21 protein-coding genes and 1 pseudogene are annotated in these 19,706 nt (G+C 59.5%); all 22 read right to left on the minus strand.

The window, feature by feature from the left end; genetic code table 11:
- Positions 1–79 precede the first annotated feature (79 nt).
- Entirely contained in the window at positions 80–733 is a 654-nt protein-coding gene (locus AB8B20_RS15915) for a thiamine pyrophosphate-dependent enzyme (RefSeq protein WP_441253342.1), read from the minus strand.
- Between the two features lie 18 nt (positions 734–751).
- A pseudogene (locus AB8B20_RS15920) lies at positions 752–1,069 on the minus strand (thiamine pyrophosphate-binding protein); the annotation flags it as partial.
- 18 nt (positions 1,070–1,087) lie between these two features.
- Positions 1,088–1,753 (minus strand): thiamine pyrophosphate-binding protein, encoded by a 666-nt coding sequence (locus tag AB8B20_RS15925; protein ID WP_441253328.1) that lies wholly within the window; start codon positions 1,751–1,753, stop codon positions 1,088–1,090.
- Between the two features lie 42 nt (positions 1,754–1,795).
- Positions 1,796–3,298 carry a tripartite tricarboxylate transporter permease gene (locus AB8B20_RS15930; RefSeq protein WP_439074697.1) on the minus strand — a complete coding sequence of 501 codons (1,503 nt, stop codon included), beginning with the start codon at positions 3,296–3,298 and terminating at the stop codon, positions 1,796–1,798.
- A complete protein-coding gene (locus AB8B20_RS15935) occupies positions 3,295–3,744 on the minus strand; it encodes a tripartite tricarboxylate transporter TctB family protein (RefSeq protein ID WP_439074696.1) in 450 nt (149 codons plus the stop codon). Before AB8B20_RS15935 ends, AB8B20_RS15930 begins: the two co-directional genes overlap by 4 nt.
- A 72-nt stretch (positions 3,745–3,816) precedes the next feature.
- A complete protein-coding gene (locus AB8B20_RS15940) occupies positions 3,817–4,782 on the minus strand; it encodes a Bug family tripartite tricarboxylate transporter substrate binding protein (RefSeq protein ID WP_439074695.1) in 966 nt (321 codons plus the stop codon).
- A gap of 45 nt (positions 4,783–4,827) precedes the next feature.
- Entirely contained in the window at positions 4,828–6,252 is a 1,425-nt protein-coding gene (locus AB8B20_RS15945; RefSeq protein WP_439074694.1) for a UbiD family decarboxylase, read from the minus strand.
- 358 nt (positions 6,253–6,610) lie between these two features.
- Complete coding sequence (locus tag AB8B20_RS15950; RefSeq protein ID WP_439074693.1) at positions 6,611–6,892, minus strand: TIGR02444 family protein; 282 nt, start codon at positions 6,890–6,892, stop codon at positions 6,611–6,613.
- 37 nt (positions 6,893–6,929) lie between these two features.
- Positions 6,930–7,517: a UbiX family flavin prenyltransferase gene (locus AB8B20_RS15955; RefSeq protein WP_439075047.1), complete on the minus strand. Its 588-nt coding sequence runs from the start codon at positions 7,515–7,517 to the stop codon at positions 6,930–6,932.
- A 1-nt stretch (position 7,518) separates the two neighbouring features.
- Positions 7,519–7,899, minus strand: a complete 381-nt coding sequence (locus AB8B20_RS15960) for a cupin (protein WP_439074692.1) — start codon at positions 7,897–7,899, stop codon at positions 7,519–7,521.
- Between the two features lie 23 nt (positions 7,900–7,922).
- Positions 7,923–9,413: a 4-hydroxyphenylacetate 3-hydroxylase family protein gene (locus tag AB8B20_RS15965; protein ID WP_439074691.1), complete on the minus strand. Its 1,491-nt coding sequence runs from the start codon at positions 9,411–9,413 to the stop codon at positions 7,923–7,925.
- Between the two features lie 24 nt (positions 9,414–9,437).
- Positions 9,438–9,968 carry a flavin reductase family protein gene (locus AB8B20_RS15970; RefSeq protein WP_439074690.1) on the minus strand — a complete coding sequence of 177 codons (531 nt, stop codon included), beginning with the start codon at positions 9,966–9,968 and terminating at the stop codon, positions 9,438–9,440.
- A gap of 545 nt (positions 9,969–10,513) precedes the next feature.
- Entirely contained in the window at positions 10,514–11,317 is an 804-nt protein-coding gene (locus tag AB8B20_RS15975; protein WP_439074689.1) for an alpha/beta fold hydrolase, read from the minus strand.
- 28 nt (positions 11,318–11,345) lie between these two features.
- Positions 11,346–12,152, minus strand: coding sequence for an ABC transporter ATP-binding protein (locus AB8B20_RS15980; RefSeq protein ID WP_441253329.1), 807 nt, complete (start codon positions 12,150–12,152; stop codon positions 11,346–11,348).
- Complete coding sequence (locus AB8B20_RS15985; protein WP_439074688.1) at positions 12,149–12,961, minus strand: ABC transporter permease; 813 nt, start codon at positions 12,959–12,961, stop codon at positions 12,149–12,151. The genes AB8B20_RS15980 and AB8B20_RS15985 overlap by 4 nt, the downstream gene beginning before the upstream one ends.
- Positions 12,958–13,926 (minus strand): ABC transporter substrate-binding protein, encoded by a 969-nt coding sequence (locus tag AB8B20_RS15990; protein ID WP_439074687.1) that lies wholly within the window; start codon positions 13,924–13,926, stop codon positions 12,958–12,960. The genes AB8B20_RS15985 and AB8B20_RS15990 overlap by 4 nt, the downstream gene beginning before the upstream one ends.
- Before the next feature lie 27 nt (positions 13,927–13,953).
- Positions 13,954–14,418, minus strand: coding sequence for an SRPBCC family protein (locus AB8B20_RS15995; RefSeq protein WP_439074686.1), 465 nt, complete (start codon positions 14,416–14,418; stop codon positions 13,954–13,956).
- Between the two features lie 12 nt (positions 14,419–14,430).
- Positions 14,431–15,405: an amidohydrolase family protein gene (locus AB8B20_RS16000; protein WP_439074685.1), complete on the minus strand. Its 975-nt coding sequence runs from the start codon at positions 15,403–15,405 to the stop codon at positions 14,431–14,433.
- The gene (locus AB8B20_RS16005) at positions 15,402–17,810 is read right to left on the minus strand and encodes a xanthine dehydrogenase family protein molybdopterin-binding subunit (protein ID WP_439074684.1); all 2,409 of its coding nucleotides are present in this window, start codon (positions 17,808–17,810) and stop codon (positions 15,402–15,404) included. The genes AB8B20_RS16000 and AB8B20_RS16005 overlap by 4 nt, the downstream gene beginning before the upstream one ends.
- Complete coding sequence (locus AB8B20_RS16010) at positions 17,810–18,388, minus strand: (2Fe-2S)-binding protein (RefSeq protein ID WP_439074683.1); 579 nt, start codon at positions 18,386–18,388, stop codon at positions 17,810–17,812. Before AB8B20_RS16010 ends, AB8B20_RS16005 begins: the two co-directional genes overlap by 1 nt.
- Positions 18,388–19,272, minus strand: a complete 885-nt coding sequence (locus AB8B20_RS16015) for an FAD binding domain-containing protein (RefSeq protein ID WP_439074682.1) — start codon at positions 19,270–19,272, stop codon at positions 18,388–18,390. The genes AB8B20_RS16010 and AB8B20_RS16015 overlap by 1 nt, the downstream gene beginning before the upstream one ends.
- A gap of 7 nt (positions 19,273–19,279) precedes the next feature.
- Positions 19,280–19,606, minus strand: a complete 327-nt coding sequence (locus AB8B20_RS16020; protein WP_439074681.1) for an NIPSNAP family protein — start codon at positions 19,604–19,606, stop codon at positions 19,280–19,282.
- Between the last annotated feature and the right edge of the window lie 100 nt (positions 19,607–19,706).

The following is a 19,706-nucleotide window of genomic DNA, read 5'->3' on the forward strand; positions in this document are numbered from 1 at the left end:
CCGGTTTTACGTTGCTCACGCGCTCGACCTCCGAAGAAATAGCTTCGTACCGGTCGGCGCCGTGCTGGGCAACGACGCCTTAGGAGAGCGGCAGCTTCCTGTCTGGAGTAAGTTGCTTCCCATCCACACGGATTTCAATCACCGCCGGCATCTCCGCAAGCATGGCGCGCTCAAATGCGCCTGGGAACTGATCATGTTGATTGATGCTTTCTCCATGAGCCCCATAGGTTCTCGCAAGCGCCGCAAAATCTGGATTAAGCAAGTCAGTACCACTCGGTCGCCCCGGATAATTCAGCTTTTGATGCATGCGGATCGATCCGTACATCGCATCATTGACGATCACCACGATGATCGGAAGTTGATGCTGGACGGCGGTTGCAAAGTCTTGCGACGCCATCATGAAACAACCGTCGCCCGCGAAACAGACCACCCGCCGCTCGGGATGTCGCAACTGCGCCGCAATCGCGGCAGGCGGGCCGTATCCCATGGATCCAGACTTAGGTGCGATTTGCGTGCCTAATTTGCGATAGCGGTAATATCGATGGAGCCAGATCGTATAGTTTCCGGCGCCATTGGTGACGATGGCATCATCGGGCAAAACGTCGTTCAGATGATCGACGACCTTGGCGAGATCGAAAGGTGGCGCATCCGTCCGCGGCGCCTGATAATCCACATACGCTGCACGCAACTTGGCACGCCATGGTGCCCAAGTATTCTTATCGAGTGGTGCCACCGTCGCCAATGCCTCGACGAAGCGTGCTGAATTCGCTGGAATTCCCACTGTGGGCCTGAAGACGCGGCCTAGTTCCTCCGGTCCAGGAAATACATGGATTAACACCTGCTTCGGAACCGGAACGTCGAGGAGCGTGTAGTGATTGGTGGTGACGTCTCCCAAACGATCGCCGATCACCAGGAGCAAGTCCGACGTCTGGACATGTGCCATCAGAGCGCGGCTGCAGCCCAGGCTGATATCCCCGACATACTGGTTGCTACGATTGTCGAGCACGTCCTGCGACCGGAATCCCGCGACGACTGGCAGATCATTGCGCTCGACGAACTGGCGGAAGGCCGCCGCCGCATCCGGCGTCTATCCGCAATTGCCGACAATGACAAGCGGCCGCTTGGCCTGTAGCAGCAGTCGGTGAATGTCCGCCATCTGCGCCGCGGACGGCGCCGCCTCGATAGTCGTCGCGGGAACGACATCGCTGACCGCACTTGTGGCGCTGAGTACGTCTTCCGGGATCGACAGCACCACAGGCCCCGGCCGCCCCTGCATGGACACATGGAAAGCGCGGCTGACCATTTCTGGAATGCAGTCGACATTGTCGATCTCCGCCACCCATTTGGTCATTTCATCGAAGGTGCGCGTGTAGTCGATTTCTTGAAAGCCCTCGCGGCCACGATGACTGCGCGGCACCTGTCCGATGATCAGGATCATCGGCGTCGAGTCCTGCCATGCAGTGTGCAGCCCGATCGCCGCATGCATGGCGCCGGGACCGCGGCTGACGATGCAGATACCGGGGCGCCCCGACATCTTTCCGTCCGCTTCCGCCATATGTGACGCCGTCGCCTCGTGGCGGCATACGACGAATTGGATTCCCGTATTGGACTCGTAGAGCGCGTCGAAGATTGGCAACGCACTCTCGCCGGGGACGCCAAACATCCGGTCCGCGCCGCCGCCTTGCAAGGCAGCGACCAAGATTTCTCCACCGTTTCTCAGAATCCCTGCCTGAGCCGATTGACATGCCATCATCCGCGGATCCTCTTCGGTTCGGTGCGTGGAGCTCTCGCGATGTTACTCTTGGAACACTTCTTCGCGGCGCTTCTTGATCGACGGCATCAGAATCGAGATCAACAAAGCCAACGCCATTAACAGCAGCGCCAGACTGATAGGCCGTTGAAGGAAGATCGTCGGATCTCCCTGCGCGGTGATCAGGCTGCGACGGAAGTTCTCTTCCACCATCGGCCCAAGCACAAAGCCCATCAAGAGCGGTGCCGGTTCGGCATCGAGCTTGCGCAGGATGTAGCCAAGAGCCGTGAATCCGACGGTCATATAGATGTCGAAACTCGAATTGTTCACCGAGAACACGCCGATGGCGCAGATCACGACGATGACGAGATATAGGATCCGATACGGCACATTGAGCAAGCGAACCCAGATCCCGATCATCGGCAGATTGATGATCACCAGCATCGCGTTGCCGATGAACATGCTCGCGATCAGGCCCCAGAAAAGGTCCGGCTGACGCGAGATGATTGTCGGTCCGGGCGAGATACCGTGCAGCGTCAGGGCACCAACAAGCAGAGCCATCGTGGCGCTGGTCGGAATGCCCATGGTCAACAGAGGAACAAACGAGGTTTGCGCAGCTGCATTATTGGCCGACTCCGGACCGGCCACCCCCTCGATGGCACCATTGCCGAAACGTTCGGGTGTCTTGGATACGCGCTTTTCGAGCGCATAGGACGAGAAGGACGCAATTGTCGCGCCGCCGCCAGGCAGAATGCCAAACAACGTGCCGAGCAATGTGCCGCGGGTTACCGCCCCCCAGGCACCGCGAAGCACCTTGAACGATGGCCAAATGCTGGAGATCTTCGAATGATTGACGATGCGCTGCGACACGCCTTCCAGATTGGAGATGACTTCGGCGACGCCAAAAAGACCCATCACCAATGCGACGAAATTGATGCCGTCCGACAGTTCGATCAGGCCGAACGTCATCCGCGCTTCGCCGGTATTGATGTCCATGCCCACCATTCCAAGCAGCAGCCCAAGAAAGATCATTGAAATGGCGCGGAACGGCGAGCTATTGGCCAGTACCACAGCCGATACAAGACCGAGGATCATGAGCGAGAAATAGTCGGGCGACGCAAATTTCTGCGTCATCAGCGCAAGCGGTGGGCCTAGCAACGCTATGATCACAGTACCGAAGCAGCCAGCGATGAACGAACCGATCGCCGCAATGGCGAGCGCTTCACCGGCCCTGCCCTGTTGCGCCATCTTATAGCCGTCGATGGCCGTAACGACCGATGTGGACTCGCCAGGGATGTTTACCAGGATTGCCGTGGTCGAGCCACCATATTGCGCGCCGTAATAGATTCCAGCCAGCATGATGATCGCGCCGGTCGGATCGAGTGCATAGGTTGCTGGCAGCAGCAGCGAGATCGTTGCAACTGGACCGAGACCGGGAAGAACGCCGATCAGCGTGCCGCAGATCGCGCCGACTAGACAGAATAAGAGATTCAGCGGCGTGGCGGCGACGGAAAAGCCATGCGCAAGCCCAGAGAAAATATCCATCATGGCAGTATGTTCACCGGGATTTTAAGAAGCAGAACGAAGACAACCGACGACAGGATGGCCACCGAAACGCCGGTGATGGCAGTTGCGCGCCAGGTTGCTTCGCTAGACGCAAAATGCGCGATTGCGACCTGTACGAGGATCGCGATCAGGAGACCTGCACGTTCGACCAGAAAGCCGAACGCGACGAAGGACAACAGAATGAAGAACAAAGGCCGGAGATGGATCGCGCCGACCGGCAAGCCCGCCGTCGTCAGTCCCTTGAATACCAGCACCAGGCCCATGGCCAACACGATCAAGGCCAGACCAAGCGGGAAGTATCCCGGTCCCATGTCGAGAACTGTGCCGATGGTTAGCGTTCGGATATAGAGCAGAGCAATAGCGGCTACCGCGACCAGAAGCAGTCCCGAATAGACATCCGTATTGCCCTTCTGTGCAAAGGTCTTCATTGGCACTCTCCTTAGCCAACGTGTCAGAAAGGCGGACGGTGAGGTGGGGACACCGTCCGCCCGTTCGCCATCTCAGGTCTTCTTCTCGCCGATTTCCTTGAGCAGGTCGCGCCACTGATCGACTTCCTTGCCGATCTGCGTCGAGAACTCTGCCGGGGTCGTGAACACGGTGGATGCACCGACAACCGCCATCTGCTTCTTCACGTCCGGATCTGCGGCCATTTTCTTGAGCGCATTCGAGACCTTGGTGACGATCGCGTCCGGCGTCGATGCGGGCGCCATGATGCCATTCCACGATTCCACCGCATAGTTAGGAACCACAGTTTCGGCAACGGTCGGCAGGTTCGGCGCGAACTCGCTGCGCTTCGCCGATGTCACCGCCAGCGCGCGAACGGTTTTTGCCTCCATCTGCGGCAAAGCGTCGGTCATATTGGTGAAGGACAGATTCACCTCGCCTGCAACCACAGCCATCGTTGCAGGGGCGCCGCCCTTATAAGGCACGTGGATCATCTTCGTGCCGACGCGGCTATCGAACAGCGCGACCGAGTAATACATCAGGCCGCCGGCGCCGCTCGACCCATAGGTGAGTTTTCCAGGATTGGCCTTTGCGTACTTCACGAGTTCGTCCATCGAATTGATGGGAAGCGCATTGTTGACGATGATAGTCTGCGGAATGGTGCTCACGACGCTGATCGTCTTGAAGCTCTTCAGCGGATCATACGATGTCGTCTGCGCGACCGGTGCGATCGAGATCGCGCCGGCACTGCAGACGCACAGCGTATAGCCATCCCCTGGCGACTTCGACACTAGATCGGAGCCGACGATGCCACCCCCGCCGGGACGGTTGTCCACGACCACGGTCTGCGAGAGCTCCTTCTCAAGGAAGCGTGCGGTGATACGACCGACAGCATCGGTGTAGCCGCCAGGCGCATATGGCACGATTAGCTTGATCGCTTTGCTGGGCCATTCCTGAGCTGATGCAGTGGAGACACCGATCCCTGCGCCTACCAGCATGGTCGCTACGAGAAGTCGCTTCATCGATTTAGTCCTGTTCTTTGAGAGGATAATTCAATCGGCTTCAGACTATGCAATGTTCGTTCCGACGATCCCGAGCGCCTGGATCGCCTTGTCTTCTCCGCTTGCAAAATCGCTCAACTGCACATCGGTCGTTGCGAATTCGACGCGCCGGAACTTGTTCTGGTCCTCGAACGGGATGGTGGCGTCGATGCCCAGCTTGGTGCGGATGCCGTCCTTGCTGACGCGCACATATTCATGCCCGCGTGCGCCCGGGATCATGAACAGGTCGCTCGACGCTTCCATACGGGTGGCAATGGCATATTCGACATCGATGGGATCGCGGATATCGATGTCGTGATCGACGACGGTCACGAGGTCGAGATCCTTCAGCGCACCGAACGCCGCCAGGATCGCGTTGCGCTGCAGACCGTTATGCTGCCGGCTCTCTTTCTTGACCTGAATGATGGCGTGGAAGCGATGCAGACCGCCGGAGGTCATCTCTGCATCGACCACGATCGGGATCGCTGCCTGCAGCACCTTCAGCAGGCTCGCCTCCAGCACATATTTGCGCAGGATGACGGTCTCGCGGCCGAAGCCGTTGATGACGTGATAGATCGGGCGCAGACGATGGGTCACGGCAGTGATGTTCAGAACCGGCGCATCGGCAGCCGGCGCCGCGAAGCCGACGAATTCACCGAACGGCCCCTCAAGCGCAACCTCGTCGAAAGAAATCTCACCTTCGAGCACGAATTCGCTTTCGGCAGGAACGATCATGTCCTGCGAGACCGCCTTGGCGACCGTCAGCGGACGACCGGCGAGACCGCCGGCAACCGCGAGTTCGTCCGCGCTTTCCGGCATCTGCGAGCCCATGGTGGCCGCCGTGAAATGCAGCGCAAGATCGGTACCGATACAGACCGCCACCGGCAACGACCTGCCTTGAGCCTTGGCGCGATCGAAGGCCAGACGCAGATGACGGCCGAAATCCAGCTTGATGGCGACCTTGTCAGGCCCCAGCAATTGCAGGCGGTGATAGGACGCATTGTAGACGCCAGTCTCCGGATCCTTCACCACGACAATCCCCGCCGTGATGTAACGACCGGCATCGTTGGGTGCATGGAAGAGCGCCGGAAGCAGCTTCGTGATATCGAATCCGGTCTTGAGCACGACCTCCTGAGATGGCGCATTGGGAATTAGTTCGGGCGGCAGCGGTGCCCCCATGGCGCGCTGCACAAGACCGCGAATGCCGCTGTAATCGATGCCAAACGCCGCTTCGCAATTCTCCTTCGAACTCAAAAGATTGCCGACTAAAGGAACATCGTAACCCACTACGGAGGGAAACAGCATTGTCTGCCGACCGTCGTGCTTTTTGAGGATCGCTGCGATCTCTAGATGCGGGTCGACTGGTTTTTCGAATGTCAGGATACGATCACTCTTGGCCAAGCGTGCAAGCGCCGAACGAAAACGAGTGTCAAGTATCTGCGGTTGGGCCATGTGTATTCCTGTAGTCACGCGACGATAAATCGCAATAGAAGATAGTTAAGTGACAAAGGTAGTCAAGCGGGCGACTGGCTGCGCGATGATTAAATTGTTAGCGTGCGCTGCACTATTCGCGTGCGGCTAGGGCGGCCTGAAGCACTAAAATTATCTCAGAGGAGAGGTCAGCACTTGGTTCGCTTTTTCCAAAGTGACGCACCACGGCGATCAGACAGTCGCTGACTTGGCCGGCCGTGAGCTTTGTCGAAGAGCTCGGCCAAGCAAACAGTAAATCTCCGAGCAGATCGTTCTCAAAACGCTCAGCACAAAGCTCGTTGGTCTTGACGGCGTTACGAAGCGATGACGCCTCAGCGCTTTAGGCGCCCAATACCATCCTTTTCATTACTGTGCGCACACGCCGCAGTGGCTTTATGACCTCGTCGCGCCAAGTCCGACAGTTTTCATCAAGGATCCCAATATCGCTTGAGGTCAGTACGACGCCTTTGTGCGAAGCAGCGAACAACGTCACGAGCATGAACATTACATCCACTTCCGCCTCGGCTTGAAGGCGTAAGCAGGCCTCGGAGACCCCAGGCGCTTCGTACAGCCTCAACGCAAAGCGCCAACTTTCCTCGGAGAACTCGATCCCCTGCCCCATCAACGATAACTCCAAGTTACGGCTCGCTTTTTCGGATCTATTCCCGACTTTTGGGCGAACTCAGCCCCTCCCACCGGTGGACCGTATCGGCGTCAATATCGAATAGGTCGAGAACCCTACCAACGGTTTGGTCCACCATTTGCTCGATCGACACAGGCTTCGCGTAAAACGCAGGGACCGGCGGGTACACGATCGCGCCCATCTCGGTGACTGCGGCCATAGATTTGAGATGACCTAGATGTAGCGGCGTCTCCCGCGCAAGAAGGACAAGTCGACGACGTTCCTTCAGAACTACGTCTGCTGCCCGGGTGACCAGTGATGAAGTAGCGCCTGTCGCAATCTCGGCCAAGCTTCGCATCGAACATGGCGCAATGATCATGCCCATTGTCCGGAATGATCCGCTTGATATCGTCGCCCCGATATTTTCCGCCGCATGAACCACATCGGCAAGCGCCGCAACGTCAATTGCCTTTATATCGAGTTCTTGCGTGAGCGTCAGCTTGGCAGACTTGCTGAGAACGAGATGTGTCTCGATATCAGTCTGCTGCAGCATTTGGAGCAAACGTACGCCATAGATGGCGCCGGAAGCTCCAGTGATACCGACGATCAGTCGTTGCGTCGAGATTTTATGCTGGGTCGAAATAGTGGATCTCCATCAACACGCAGCCGCCGACCGACTTGAACGGGCCATGGAAGACGCCCGGCGGACGGACCGCATAGGTGTTCGGCTGGAAGCTTTCGCCGCCATTGCCCTGCTTGTCGTTGCCGACGATCAGGTCGCCGGTGAATAGGAACACTTCTTCCCAGTATTCATGCACGAACGGCTCGGTTGTGTACACGCCCGGCTCGAAGCGCAGCAGGCGGGTGCGGCTGCCCTTCTTGTTTGCCTCGTCGAGCGCACCCGACAGGATCTTCTGCTGGATGCCGGCTGGATAGCCGGGCGGCGTTTCCCAGCCCGAAGACATGTCGATGGTGCGGAATTCGTCGTGGATCTTGTTAATGGCCATGATGGTTGTCCTGTCGTGACGGGTTAGGCAACGGCGGCGATGGGCTTGCCACCCGTCGTGAGTTCGTCGGCAAGATCATAGCTCGCCAGCATCTTGTCGAGCAGCATCGTGGAGCCTGCCCAGTCATATGTGCGGAACGCATGGCCCTTGGTCACAAAGGTGGCACCCGCAAAGAACATCTCGTATTGCGAGTGACGCGAGGCGAACTCGGAGCCGACTGCATCCCAGGCGAGTTTGTAGAACTTCACTTTGTCGACCGCGCCGGCGGCCGGCGACTGCTGGGTCTTGCCGATCAGCGCTGCCAGTTCGGGATTCTGAAAATCCTTCACCGAGGACGGCAGCATGATCATGCCGCCACCGGCGAGTTCGCGCAGCGTGTTGATGACCTTGGAATAAAGCTGCTGGGTGATCACCTGCGCGCCATAGAGCAGACCGCGATCTGGCACGAAATAGGCGCCGCGCTGGGCACCCTTGGCTTCCATGCCGAGCACGAAGGCTTCAACCATGGAGACTTCAGCCGCGAGCTGGCCGAGCATTTCCTTGACCTGCGGGAAACCGATGACGCCATTGGTCTCGGCGGTACGATGCGCAATGCCGATCAGGAAGCGCAGCTTCACCGACAGGCGGATCATTGCCTGGTAGTTCTGATAGGAATGCGCCGGCGTCGCGTGGAACTGCTTCTGGCACATCGCGATGTCCTGATCGATGAACACGCGATCCCACGGCACCTTTACGTCGTCGAAATACAGAACGGCGTCGTTCTCGTCGAAGCGGCTGGCGAGCGGATTGTCGAACACCGAGGTCGCCGACGCCTCGTAAGACTTGCGCGACAGGATCTTCAGACCCTTGGTGTTCATCGGAATGGCGAAGGAGACGGCATATTTCTCGTCGCCGGGCTGCAACGGCTGGATGCAGGTGACGAACACCTCGTTCGCCATGATGCCGCCGGTGGCAAGCATCTTGGCGCCACGGATCACCAGGCCACCTTCATCGCGCGAAACGACGCCGGCCGAGAGGAACGGATCGGCCTGCTGCGCCGCGCTCTTGGAGCGGTCGGCCTGCGGATTGATGATGACGTAAGTGAGATAGAGATCGTTGTCGCGGGCATAGCGATAATAGTCGGCCAGCGCCTTGGCGCGGTCGGCATTGTAGCCTTCGAACACGTCGAGGCCCATGAACATGCCGGCGATGCAGGAGGCGACATGGTCCGGAGCGCGGCCCATGAAGCCGGCATGCAACTCGGTCCAGGCTTCGAGGCCCTTGCGGCGCTTGACCAGCGCATCATAGCTGCCCGGCAGCTCCCAGATGCGGTTGGCGCGGGTGCCGGTTTCGGTCTCGAAGGTCATCAGATCGCGATTTTCCGGTGCGCTGTGAAAATCGAACATCTTGCCGACCGAGGCGACGGCGCCGCGATAGGCTGGATGGGTGGTGACGTCCTTGACGAGTTCGCCGTCGAGGTAAACCTCGCGGCCGTCCCGCAGGCTGGCAATATGCTGTTCGCCGGTCTTGATCATGCTGTCCCTCGAAACTTCCAAATTTTAGTAGTGCATCGGGAGCGGCCATTCCGGGCTGCGCTCGGTATCCTTGAGGCTGCGATAGGCCCCGCGAAAGAAAACCAGCGGCTCGTTGACCGGATAGGCCGAAAACTTGACGACACGGCCGACGAAGATCACGTGATCGCCGCCGTCATATTGCGAATAGGGCGCACATTCGAAATGTGCGAGCGCGCCCGCAATCAGCGGCGCCGCCTCAAGGCCCAGCGTGTGCTCCACCGCTTCCCATTTGTCGCCCAGCGCACGCGCGAACTTATTCGACAGATGCTCCTGGTCACGTCCCAGGATATTCACCGCATAGCCTTTGGCCTCGGCCATCGCCTGCAGGCTAAATGCCTTGCGGTCAATGGAGAAAAGAATCAGAGGCGGATCGATCGAAACCGAATTGAAGGAACTCATGGTCAGCCCGATTGGCTGGCCTTGGGCCCCTTCGGCAGTGATTACCGCGACGCCGGTGGCAAATTGCCCGAGCGCATGGCGGAAAGCGCGAGGATCTACGCCACCAACCGCGCTCATATGCTCCTCCCAGAACGAGATTTACCTTTAATATAAAGCTATCTGGAATAGCGACCGTGTCAAGGAAGTTTTTTTGGAATTTGAGTACTGCAACGCAACATTTCCATTTGGTCGAAACGTATAAATTTGCGCAACTGGTGTATCTCGCAAAGTCCTGCCTCGGCGAAATTCGAATTTACTCTTCCCGCTGAAGTGCCTGTATTTTTAAAAGCCAAAATCATCCATTCACACAACCGGCATTCGGAGCGAATGCCGTAGCATTAGGCACCAACAAACTCTAACGAGCGATTCAGAATCAATCCATGGCCGGCCGGGCGGGCTGGAATGGTGCCAACTAGTTCCATAGGTCGACAAGCTGTCGATAGGCCTCCGGAGGTGAGAGGCGGGCACCCGCTCAAGCATGTACGGGTAAAACAGCGACGCCGGATCGGTCTGCTCGGTGCCCATCATCAATTCCGAGTCCGCCGATTATCCAATGGAATCACGATCGTGAGCTGGCGTTTGCGACACAAGCCGCCAGATGCGGCCATCGCGCAGTGACCTATTTAGGAATATCGAACGATGGAGCGGACGGCATCGACGAAGGATTGTGGAATCTCGATTGCCGAGATATGTGCAGCGTCAACGATTGTTAGGTCGGCCTGTGGTATCGCTACACGCAATTGCTCGCTCCGCGTCGGCGGAGTTGAAAGATCCTGCGAGCCCGCAATGATGTGCACTGGGCACGCGATCCGTGGGAGATCGGGCAACAGATCGGCCGTGGCCAGCACTTCGCAACAACCAGCATACCCCGCAGGGGACGTCGTCATTATGATCGCCGCGAGTTCGGCGGTGCGTACTGGATGCTCGTCGCGATATTGCTGGGTGACCCAACGATCCAGGGAGGGTTGAACATAGCCGGAAAGGCCTGACGAGCGCGCGGTGGCCGCTCGTTCGCGCCACATCGCTTCGGGCGGAAAACTGGCCGCGGTGTTTGCCAGAACAAGTCCGCAAACACGATCGGCTGCATGGATACCGAGCCACATCGCGGTGAGGCCGCCGAGAGAAAGGCCGCCTATGTAAGCCCGCGGAATATCGAGCGCATCGAGGATTGCAAGAGCGTCCAGGCCGAGCCGTTCGAGTGTATACCCATCGCCTGGCGCGTCTGACGCCCCGTGGCCCCGCGTATCGTAGCGAACAATCCGGATGTGCGGCGTTAACAGGTTGACTACCTCCGACCACATGCCGCTCGATGTCGCAAGCGAATTGCTCAACAACAAAATTGGCTTGTGGCGAGCGCCAGAATCAGTGACGGCCAGATGGACGCCATTGTCGACGTCGATCATAACGCCTGAAGTCGAAATCGGCATATCTCGTCCCCTGAGGTTTTTGTTTCGCTCAAGCAGCTAGAACTGCGCCGATCCGCTCGCGGATGAGCGCACGCTCTTCCTGCGATGTCGTCTTATCGAAGCTCACATCATAGGCAATCACGGCTGGACGCTTGAGGACGACGATGCGGTCCCCGATTTCTAGCGCCTCGCTGATCGAGTGCGTTATGAAGACTGCGGTCTTTCCGTTTTCCTTCACCAGCCGGACAAATTCGGCCCTGAGCTTGCCCGCGGTCGATTCATCGAGCGCTGAGAACGGCTCATCGCAGAGCAGAATTTGCGCGTCAGTGGCAAAGGCTCGGGCAATTGAAACACGTTGCCGCATGCCGCCGGACAAAGCATGCGGGTAATCATTCTCATGGCCGCCGAGGCCAAGCTGGATCAGCCACTTCTGAGCCCGATCCTTGCGGTCGGCCGGTGGATTGTCGAGCATCTCCAGTCCCAGTTCAACGTTCTGGATCGCAGTTCGCCACGGCAACAACCTGTCGCCCTGGAAGACGATGGCCATTCTGCCCCGGAACGAATTAAAATCCGCGAACGGATCGCGCCCGCCGACACGGACCACGCCAGACGTCGGCTCGGTCAATCCGGCGACCATGTTGAAGATCGTCGACTTGCCGCAGCCGGTCTTGCCGAGCAGCGCCAGCATCTGACCCGGAGCAACGTCGAGGTTGAGATGATTAACAGCCCGATAGGCGCCTACGCTACCTTCTCTTCCGAACACCTTGGAGACGTCGGAAAGACATATGGCGCCTTCATCAAGTCTAATAGCCAGAGAGATCGGCATTGTGCCTGTCATGTCCATGGTGTCTGTCATAATGCGCGCTCCGAAACGGCCCGATAGCGGAAAGCAGTCGTCTCGATCAACGTCAGCGCCCCCTGGACGAGGAGGACGAAGAACACCAGCTGCAACGTCCAGGCCAGCGCGCCAGCCATGTCGAACAGCTGCTGCTGCTGCAGCAGCTGATAGCCAACGCCCCCGCTCGCGCCGACCAGCTCGGCGACCACGACCACACGCGAGGCATTGCCGAGGTTGACCTTCCATGCCGTCAGGATATCCGGAAGAATTGCCGGTGCCACCATGGTCCGGAACATCTTCAACCGTGTCGGCCGAAACGAGAAGACCATCTCGGTGAGGTCCTTGGACATCCCGCGCAACGCACCGATCACCTGGAATGTGAACGCCGGCAGCGTGGTCATCACCATGATGAAGAAGATTCGAAACTCCGTGCCGTGAAACCAGATGATCGCGAACACTACCCAGGACAGCGCAGGAATGCCCTGGAACAAGGTGAGGATCGGCGAAAGGAATTTGTCGATCGGCCGGGAACGCGCCATGACGAGACCCAGAAGCCCGCCGATCACGAAGGCGCCCGCGAGCCCAGCAAGGATGCGAATGACCGTCGAGGCGACATTCCAGAACACCTCGCCGTTCGAGAAAATTTCCAGACAGCGCCAGAAGACATCGATCAGTGATGGAAACAGCACACGCGGAAAAAACAGCGACGCGAATTGCCACAGCGCGATAACGACGATGAATGGCAGAATGGAGATCGCGATGCTCGTGATCCATTCGAGCAAAGCATTCCGCTGCGCTGACGGCGCCGCGTGCGCTGCGTCCGTCATTTTGCTGCCTCATAGACCGTCGCGGCCGACGGATCGGACGGTAGGAACGAGATTGCCTTGCCGGCCGAATAGACGGACTGGATCTCCGTGCGAACGTCCGAAGCCCATTGGACATTCAAGCCAAGGCGCTCCTTGTGCACGATCAGATCCGCAATCGCCTTTTGGTCTTCGGCCGTCCCCTTCGGCGAGATCAGCTTGGCTGCCTGATCCGGGTTCGCCGTCACCCATTCCGCCGCCTCCTTGTAGGCGGCGTACAGTTTTGGGATCAGTTTTCCGTTCTTCTCGATCCAGCCGACGTGGGCCGCAACGCCCAGATAGGGAATGTTCGTGCTGCCGGTGAACTTCTTCCAACTGTCGGCGATTCCGATGTCGATGGTGCGGACGGCGGGCTTCTTGGTCACCAGCGTCGTATAGGCGGGCTCCCAAAGATGAACCGCCGCGGCGCGGTCTGCCATCGCATAACCGACGAGCCCCGGTGTAGCGGTGTTCACCACGGCAAACTTGCCGGTATCGGCACCAAGCTGGCGCGCGAACCAGTCGAACATCACATAATTCGTCGTGCCTTTTGCGGCCGCCAATTCCTTGCCTTCGAGATCCTTCAGCGTTTTCACGTCGGCGCGCGACGTGACGACTGCCCCCCAGAAATCGAACAGGTTGAAAAGGTATGCGACTTTCACACCGCGGACGTCGGCCAAACCGACGGTCAGGAGCGCTGCACTTCCACCCAGCTGGAATTCGCCGGAGTTGAACTGGGCGGTATAGGCATCGGGCGTGCGCTCTTCGAATTTGATCGCCAGGCCGTTCTTCTCATCGAGCTTCTGCGCCTTGATGATTGGCGGTAGGAACGCGCCGAGGGATGGCGCGCCGAACACCACGATCGACAGAGGCTCGGGCGCCTGCGCGAACGAGGGAAGGGCCGGTACTCCGACAAATAGGCAGATGAAACCTGCAATAATTTTTTTCATGGCCGTCCCTCCTCGAATTTTAGTTGATCAGGCTGCGCCGGCGACCGGGCTTTCGAATTCCTTGCGCAGCGTGGTAAAGAACTTGCCGACGAGGTGTTTCGACACGCTGCTCAGGATGCGCTGGCCGACACCGGCGACGAGGCCGCCGATCTCGCCGACGCCCTGATATTTCAGCCGACAGGCTGCAGCGCCTTCCGGAATGATCTGAAAGGTGGCGCTGCCGTTGCCGTGGCCAAGCGTGCCCGCACCGGATACTTTGATGCTGCAGGTCGTTGGCGGCACCTTGTCGAACAATGAAATCTCGCCCTCGAACGAGCCGCCGACCGCGGCGACGCGCAATTGCATTTCCACCTTGTAATTGTCAGGCGACGTCTCGATCATCGCCTTGCAGCCCGGCACGCAGCGCGTCAAAACCAGTGGGTCGTTGAGCGCCGACCACAGCTGATCCTGCGTGGCCTGAATGGTTTCTTCGCCCGATATATCAAGTTTCATGTCGTCTTCTCCTCACAGCCCGAAGAGCTTTTGTGCGAGACCGCCATTGATGGAAGCGCGCTCCGCATCCGAAAACTTGCACTCGTCCACGATCTTCAGCGGCGACAGGTCGCCGATCGGGAAAGGCATGTCGGACCCCATCATGATGCGGTCGGCGCCGACAATGTCAGCGAGATAACGCAGCGTGCGCGGATCCTGCACGATGGTGTCGTAGTACATGGTCGCCAGCGCGGCGTCGGGATCGCCCAGCTTCTTGTCCAACGCATAGTTGGTCCGCAGCCGGCCCATGATGTAGGGCAGACCGGCGCCGCCGATCAGCGCCAAAAACTTCATTTTCGGGAAACGGGTGAAGTGGCCAGCATAGATCATGCGCGACACGGCGATCATCGTGTCGGTGACGCGGCCCACCGCGTTGGCCATGCCGTAATCGTGGACGCGGTCGTCGCCGCTCTCGAATACCGGATGTGGCGATACGACCATGCCGAGTTCGTTCGCGGCTTCCCAGAAAGGATCCAGCGATGCGTCGTCGAGCACGCCTCCGCGCCCTTTCGGCTGCGTGCCGATCATGACGCCCTTGAAGCCGGCCGCATGCGCTTCGCGCAGCACTTCAGCTGCGAGCGCGCCGTCCTGCAGCGGAACGGTCGCCAGCGGAATGAAACGCGGCTGCTCTTTCGCCGTTTGCAGCAGATGCTTGTTGATCAATCGCGCCCAGGCGGCACCTTCCGCCGCCGGCAGGTCGTTGCCGTACATGTCGAGCCAACCGGCGACGACCTGGCGCTCGATCTTGTTGTCGTCCATCCATTTCAGGCGGGCGGCGAGATCGCTCAGCGGCTTCGATACCGGGCGGGTCGGCTTGCCGCCGGCGAAGGAGAAGCCAAGGCTGGCACCGTCCGCGATCAGGCGGACCGACGGAAACTGGCCGGCTTGCGACTTGATGTCCTCGAGCAGAGCGGGAGGAACGAGATGGGCGTGGCAGTCGATGATCATGATGCTTGCTCTTGGGGTTTGCCGAGTTGGGCGTCCGCGATGGCGTCTCCGATCGCGGAAATTCGGATGGGCAGTTTGTTGAAAGAAATGCCGAGTTCAGCCACAGCATCGTTGATGGCGCTGGATATCGCCGCAGGTGCGCCGAGATAACCGCTTTCGCCGGAGCCCTTCTGCCCAAATACCGTGTGCGGTGACGGCGTGCAGTGGTGTACGATTTCGACTTCCGGCACCTCGTGGGATGAAGGCAGCAGGTAGTCCATGAAGCTCTGCGTGATCAGGTGACCCTGCTCGTCGTAGACGAACTCTTCAAGCAGCGTGGCGCCCAGGCCGTGGGCGATGCCCCCCAGCGTCATGCCCCGGACGATATGCGGGTTGATGACGGTGCCGCAGTCATGACCGATCACGTAACGCTTGATTTCCGGCTTTCCGAGATCCGGGTCGATGGCCAGCAGCACCACGTGAAACTCGAACGAGTGACACGGATACATCTGCACGCGGCCGTTCTCGGGGAGCTTGTTGCCCGTTGGCACCTGCATGACATGGCTGGACTCGAGGCCGGGCTCCATGTCGGGCGGTAGCAGGTGATAATTGCGATGCGCGATGTTGACGAGCTCGGCCCAGTTCAGCGAATGACCGGACTTGTCGCTGGCAACGCCCATGGCGAAGCTGATGTCGTCTTCGCTTGCCTGAAACTGATGCGCCGCGATTTTTGCGAGCTTGGCCTTGAGCTTTTGCGCCGCGTGAAATGCAGCACCGCCCAGCATGATCGCCATGCGGCTGCCGACCGGCGAATTAGACGGCAGGCACGCCAGCGTATCCGGCCGGACAATGCGAATCATGTCGGGATCAATCTGTAGTACTTCGCCGATCACGGTTCCGACGAGGGTCTCATGGCCCTGCCCCGACGACGTGGTGTGTATCGTCACGGTAACGAAGCCCAAGCCGTCGATATTGATGCGGCAGGAATCCATCCAGGTGGTCGTGGTATTCTTTTCGTTGAGCAGCGGCTCGAACGACGAATTGCCACCCGACGGCTCCAGGCAAGCGGCAAAGCCGATGCCGGCCAACATTCCCATTGCCCGCAAGCGATCGCGCTCGGTCTCCATCGCGGCGAAGTCGATATGCTTGAAAACCTTGTCGACCACGGTGTGGTAGTCGCCGCTGTCGTAGGTGCTTCCGCTTGGGATCAGATAGGGAAATTCTTCCTTGCGGATGAAGTTGCGGCGGCGCACTTCCATGCGGTGCAAGCCGGTCGCCTCCGCGACCTTGTCGATCGCGGTTTCGATGGCGTAGTTGGTCGGCGCCTGTCCGAAGCCGCGCACGGCCTCCTGCATCGCCTTGTTGGTTGTCACCGACTGCGCCCGATACTGAACACTCTCGATCTTATACGGACCGACAATGGCGCCGATCGGTTTGCCGAGTTGGAACGGAGCCCGGCCGGCATAGGCGCCGGCATTGTCCAACGCCCGTATCTTCATCGACTTGACGATGCCGCTGTCATCGAAGGCGACGTCGACGTCGAAGATGCGCTCCGGGCCGTGCGCGTCACCGCTGCGCATATTCTCGAGGCGGTCCTCGATAAAGCGCACAGGGCGACCAAGACGACGCGCCAGATAGGCCACCAGCACCGATTGCTTGATGCCGCGCTTGACGCCGTAGCTGCCGCCAACATCGACGTCGTGATGGACGCGAACGTTGTTGGCGGAAATCCGCAGGGCGCGCGCGATCTGGTCGGGGTATTTGGGCATCTGGATCGAGGCCCAGACGTCGAGCAGCTCGCGCCATGGGTCCCAGGAAGCGGCAACCCCGAAGGTTTCGATTGGTACAGTGGAATTGCGGCCCCAGGTCACCCGGAAGGAAAGCTGGCGCGGGCTTTCGGCAAAATGCTTGTTGACCTCCCCCCAGACGAACAGCTTGTCTAGAAGCACGTTCGAACCGTGACCGGCATGGACCGGCGCACTCTCAGGCTTCAGGGCTTCTTCGGCCTTGATGACGAACGGCAGCGGTTCGTACACCACACGCAACTTCTCGGTGGCATCTTCGGCCAGCGCGCGGCTGTCGGCAACGACCGCCGCAATCCATTCGCCGGCATACCGAGTCTGTCCGACAGCAAGCGGGAAACGTCTGACGTGCGGCGTGTCGAGACCATTCATCAGCTGATCCGTCGCACCGGCAAGTTCATCGCCGGTCAGCACATAATGCACCCCCGGCATCGCCAGCGCGGCGGCTGCATCAATCGAAACGATTTTGGCTGCCGGGTGCTGCGACGGGAGCACGGCGACATGCAGCATACCTTCGAGAGCGATGTCGGCGACAAAGCGTCCCTGCCCGGCGACGAAGCGGCGATCCTCTCGGACGCGGCGGTTACTGGAGACAAAACGGAAGGTTGAGGGATTAGCGCTCATCACACGGCCTCCGTCGGAGCATCGGCTTCGGCCGCTGCTAGAATGCCCTCAGCCGGCGCGTCATGCTCGGCAGCCGGATGGCCATGCCGGCTTTGCGGCCGCGGAACATTTGATTTGCGCAGCCGGTCGGCGGCGAACTGAACCGCCTCTATGATCTGGCCATAACCGGTGCATCGACAGATGTTGCCGGAGATAGCTTCGACGATGTCGTCGCGGCTCGGCGAATAGGTGCGCTTGAGCAACGCGTGCGCTGACAGGATCATGCCCGGCGTGCAATAACCGCATTGCAGACCGTGGCTCTCGCAAAATGCATCCTGAATGACGCTGAGTTCGCCCGGCGCTGGCGCCAGGCCTTCAACCGTGGTGATATCATAACCGTCAGCCTGCGCCGCAAACATTAGGCACGAGCGCACCGGCTCACCGTCGATCAGTACAGTGCAGGCACCGCACACGCCATGCTCACAGCCCGCGTGCGCGCCGTTCAACAGAAATTTGTCGCGCAGCGTATCGAGCAGCGTAGTGCGCGGCTCGACTTCTGCGCTTCGCACGCGACCGTTGACGTTAAGTTCGACCTTCATTACGCCGCTCCCTTCAGCGCGCATGCATTGGCATTGGTTGTGGCTTGTTCGATTGCCCGATTGCTCAGCGTGATCGCCACGCGTCGGCGATAGGCGGCGCTGGCGTGCAGATCGCTGGAGGCGTCCATGTCGGCGGCCGCCATGTGCACGGCGTCCGAAACGACCGCTGCATCCAGCCTGGTACCGAGCAGCGAGGAAACGTTTAGGCGTAACGCGCGGTCACCGACACCACCGACGCCAAGGGCGATCTCGATGCAGCGACCTTCCTCGTCGAGCGCGACCTGTGCCAGCGCCGAAGCAAAGGCGAAATCCGACTTCCGCGCACTGATCTCGAAGAAGCCGACGCCGATTGTCTTGTGGCTCCACACTGGAAATTTGACAGCGCTGACGCACTCGCCCGGCGCCATCGTGGTCAGCATAGGACCAATGAAGAAGTCGTCGGCCGGGATCTCCGACGGGCCGTCAGGCGTAGCCAGCACGATCTCGGCGCCGAGCGTCACTGCAACGAGCGGAATTTCGGCAGATGGATCCGCATTGGCGATTGAACCGCCGATGGTCCCGCGGTTGCGCGTGGGGGGATGGCCGACCCAAGGCAGAACGCGAGCCAGGGCTGGCACCTGGGCGCGAACTAACATATCATATTCGGCGACCACCTGCCGGGTCGTAGCGCCAACCATCAGCGCGCCGGCCCCTGCACGGATCCCCGCAAGTTCGGGTAGGCGCATGATATCGACAAGCTTTGCAGGGCGAGCCAGACGCATTGCCAACATAGGCACCAGCGTCTGACCGCCGGCGATGGCGCGGGCGTCTTCATCTTCCGCCAGCAGCGCGCACGCCTCAGCAAGCGTTTGCGGCCGAATGTATTCGAAGGGCGCAGACTTCATGAGGCCCTCAGCTCAGAAGCAAGCTGGCGACAGCGGGCGACAGCACTGAAATCGATTGGTTCTTTAGCAGTGGCCCGGAAGTCTCGCTGGCGGACTTGACGGCAGCCCATTCCGGATCGTCGCCGAACGACGCCCACGCCTTCTTGCGAGCGTTCTCGTCAGAAAAGCGCGTCATATAAGTAAGGCGACCGTCTTCAGTCTGGGAGGTGAAAGCGCCGACAAGCTCGATCCCGTGCCGCGGAAAAAACCTTGGCGCGACAATATCGAGGAAGCGCCGTCGCATCGCGTCGGCATGGCCTTCGGCAGCTTCGTAAACACGAATTTCGTAGATCAAGACTCGCTCCATTATGGCGCGGCGGCATCTTGTGAGCCTCGCCGTCCGCTCAAGTTAGAACCCAGATCGATCCATTGTCAAATATAAACTATATCAATTC

It is taken from the genome of Tardiphaga sp. 866_E4_N1_4, assembly GCF_052076075.1.
Taxonomy (GTDB): domain Bacteria; phylum Pseudomonadota; class Alphaproteobacteria; order Rhizobiales; family Xanthobacteraceae; genus Tardiphaga; species Tardiphaga robiniae.

Bases quoted from the DNA above. Each gene is read 5' to 3' on its own strand.
- AB8B20_RS15925 (WP_441253328.1), bottom strand. From the start codon at position 1,753: ATGATGGCATGTCAATCGGCTCAGGCAGGGATTCTGAGAAACGGTGGA.
- AB8B20_RS15930 (WP_439074697.1), bottom strand. From the start codon at position 3,298: ATGATGGATATTTTCTCTGGGCTTGCGCATGGCTTTTCCGTCGCCGCC.
- AB8B20_RS15935 (WP_439074696.1), bottom strand. From the start codon at position 3,744: ATGAAGACCTTTGCACAGAAGGGCAATACGGATGTCTATTCGGGACTG.
- AB8B20_RS15940 (WP_439074695.1), bottom strand. From the start codon at position 4,782: ATGAAGCGACTTCTCGTAGCGACCATGCTGGTAGGCGCAGGGATCGGT.
- AB8B20_RS15945 (WP_439074694.1), bottom strand. From the start codon at position 6,252: ATGGCCCAACCGCAGATACTTGACACTCGTTTTCGTTCGGCGCTTGCA.
- AB8B20_RS15950 (WP_439074693.1), bottom strand. From the start codon at position 6,892: ATGGGGCAGGGGATCGAGTTCTCCGAGGAAAGTTGGCGCTTTGCGTTG.
- AB8B20_RS15960 (WP_439074692.1), bottom strand. From the start codon at position 7,899: ATGGCCATTAACAAGATCCACGACGAATTCCGCACCATCGACATGTCT.
- AB8B20_RS15965 (WP_439074691.1), bottom strand. From the start codon at position 9,413: ATGATCAAGACCGGCGAACAGCATATTGCCAGCCTGCGGGACGGCCGC.
- AB8B20_RS15970 (WP_439074690.1), bottom strand. From the start codon at position 9,968: ATGAGCGCGGTTGGTGGCGTAGATCCTCGCGCTTTCCGCCATGCGCTC.
- AB8B20_RS15975 (WP_439074689.1), bottom strand. From the start codon at position 11,317: ATGCCGATTTCGACTTCAGGCGTTATGATCGACGTCGACAATGGCGTC.
- AB8B20_RS15980 (WP_441253329.1), bottom strand. From the start codon at position 12,152: ATGACAGACACCATGGACATGACAGGCACAATGCCGATCTCTCTGGCT.
- AB8B20_RS15985 (WP_439074688.1), bottom strand. From the start codon at position 12,961: ATGACGGACGCAGCGCACGCGGCGCCGTCAGCGCAGCGGAATGCTTTG.
- AB8B20_RS15990 (WP_439074687.1), bottom strand. From the start codon at position 13,926: ATGAAAAAAATTATTGCAGGTTTCATCTGCCTATTTGTCGGAGTACCG.
- AB8B20_RS15995 (WP_439074686.1), bottom strand. From the start codon at position 14,418: ATGAAACTTGATATATCGGGCGAAGAAACCATTCAGGCCACGCAGGAT.
- AB8B20_RS16000 (WP_439074685.1), bottom strand. From the start codon at position 15,405: ATGATCATCGACTGCCACGCCCATCTCGTTCCTCCCGCTCTGCTCGAG.
- AB8B20_RS16005 (WP_439074684.1), bottom strand. From the start codon at position 17,810: ATGAGCGCTAATCCCTCAACCTTCCGTTTTGTCTCCAGTAACCGCCGC.
- AB8B20_RS16010 (WP_439074683.1), bottom strand. From the start codon at position 18,388: ATGAAGGTCGAACTTAACGTCAACGGTCGCGTGCGAAGCGCAGAAGTC.
- AB8B20_RS16015 (WP_439074682.1), bottom strand. From the start codon at position 19,272: ATGAAGTCTGCGCCCTTCGAATACATTCGGCCGCAAACGCTTGCTGAG.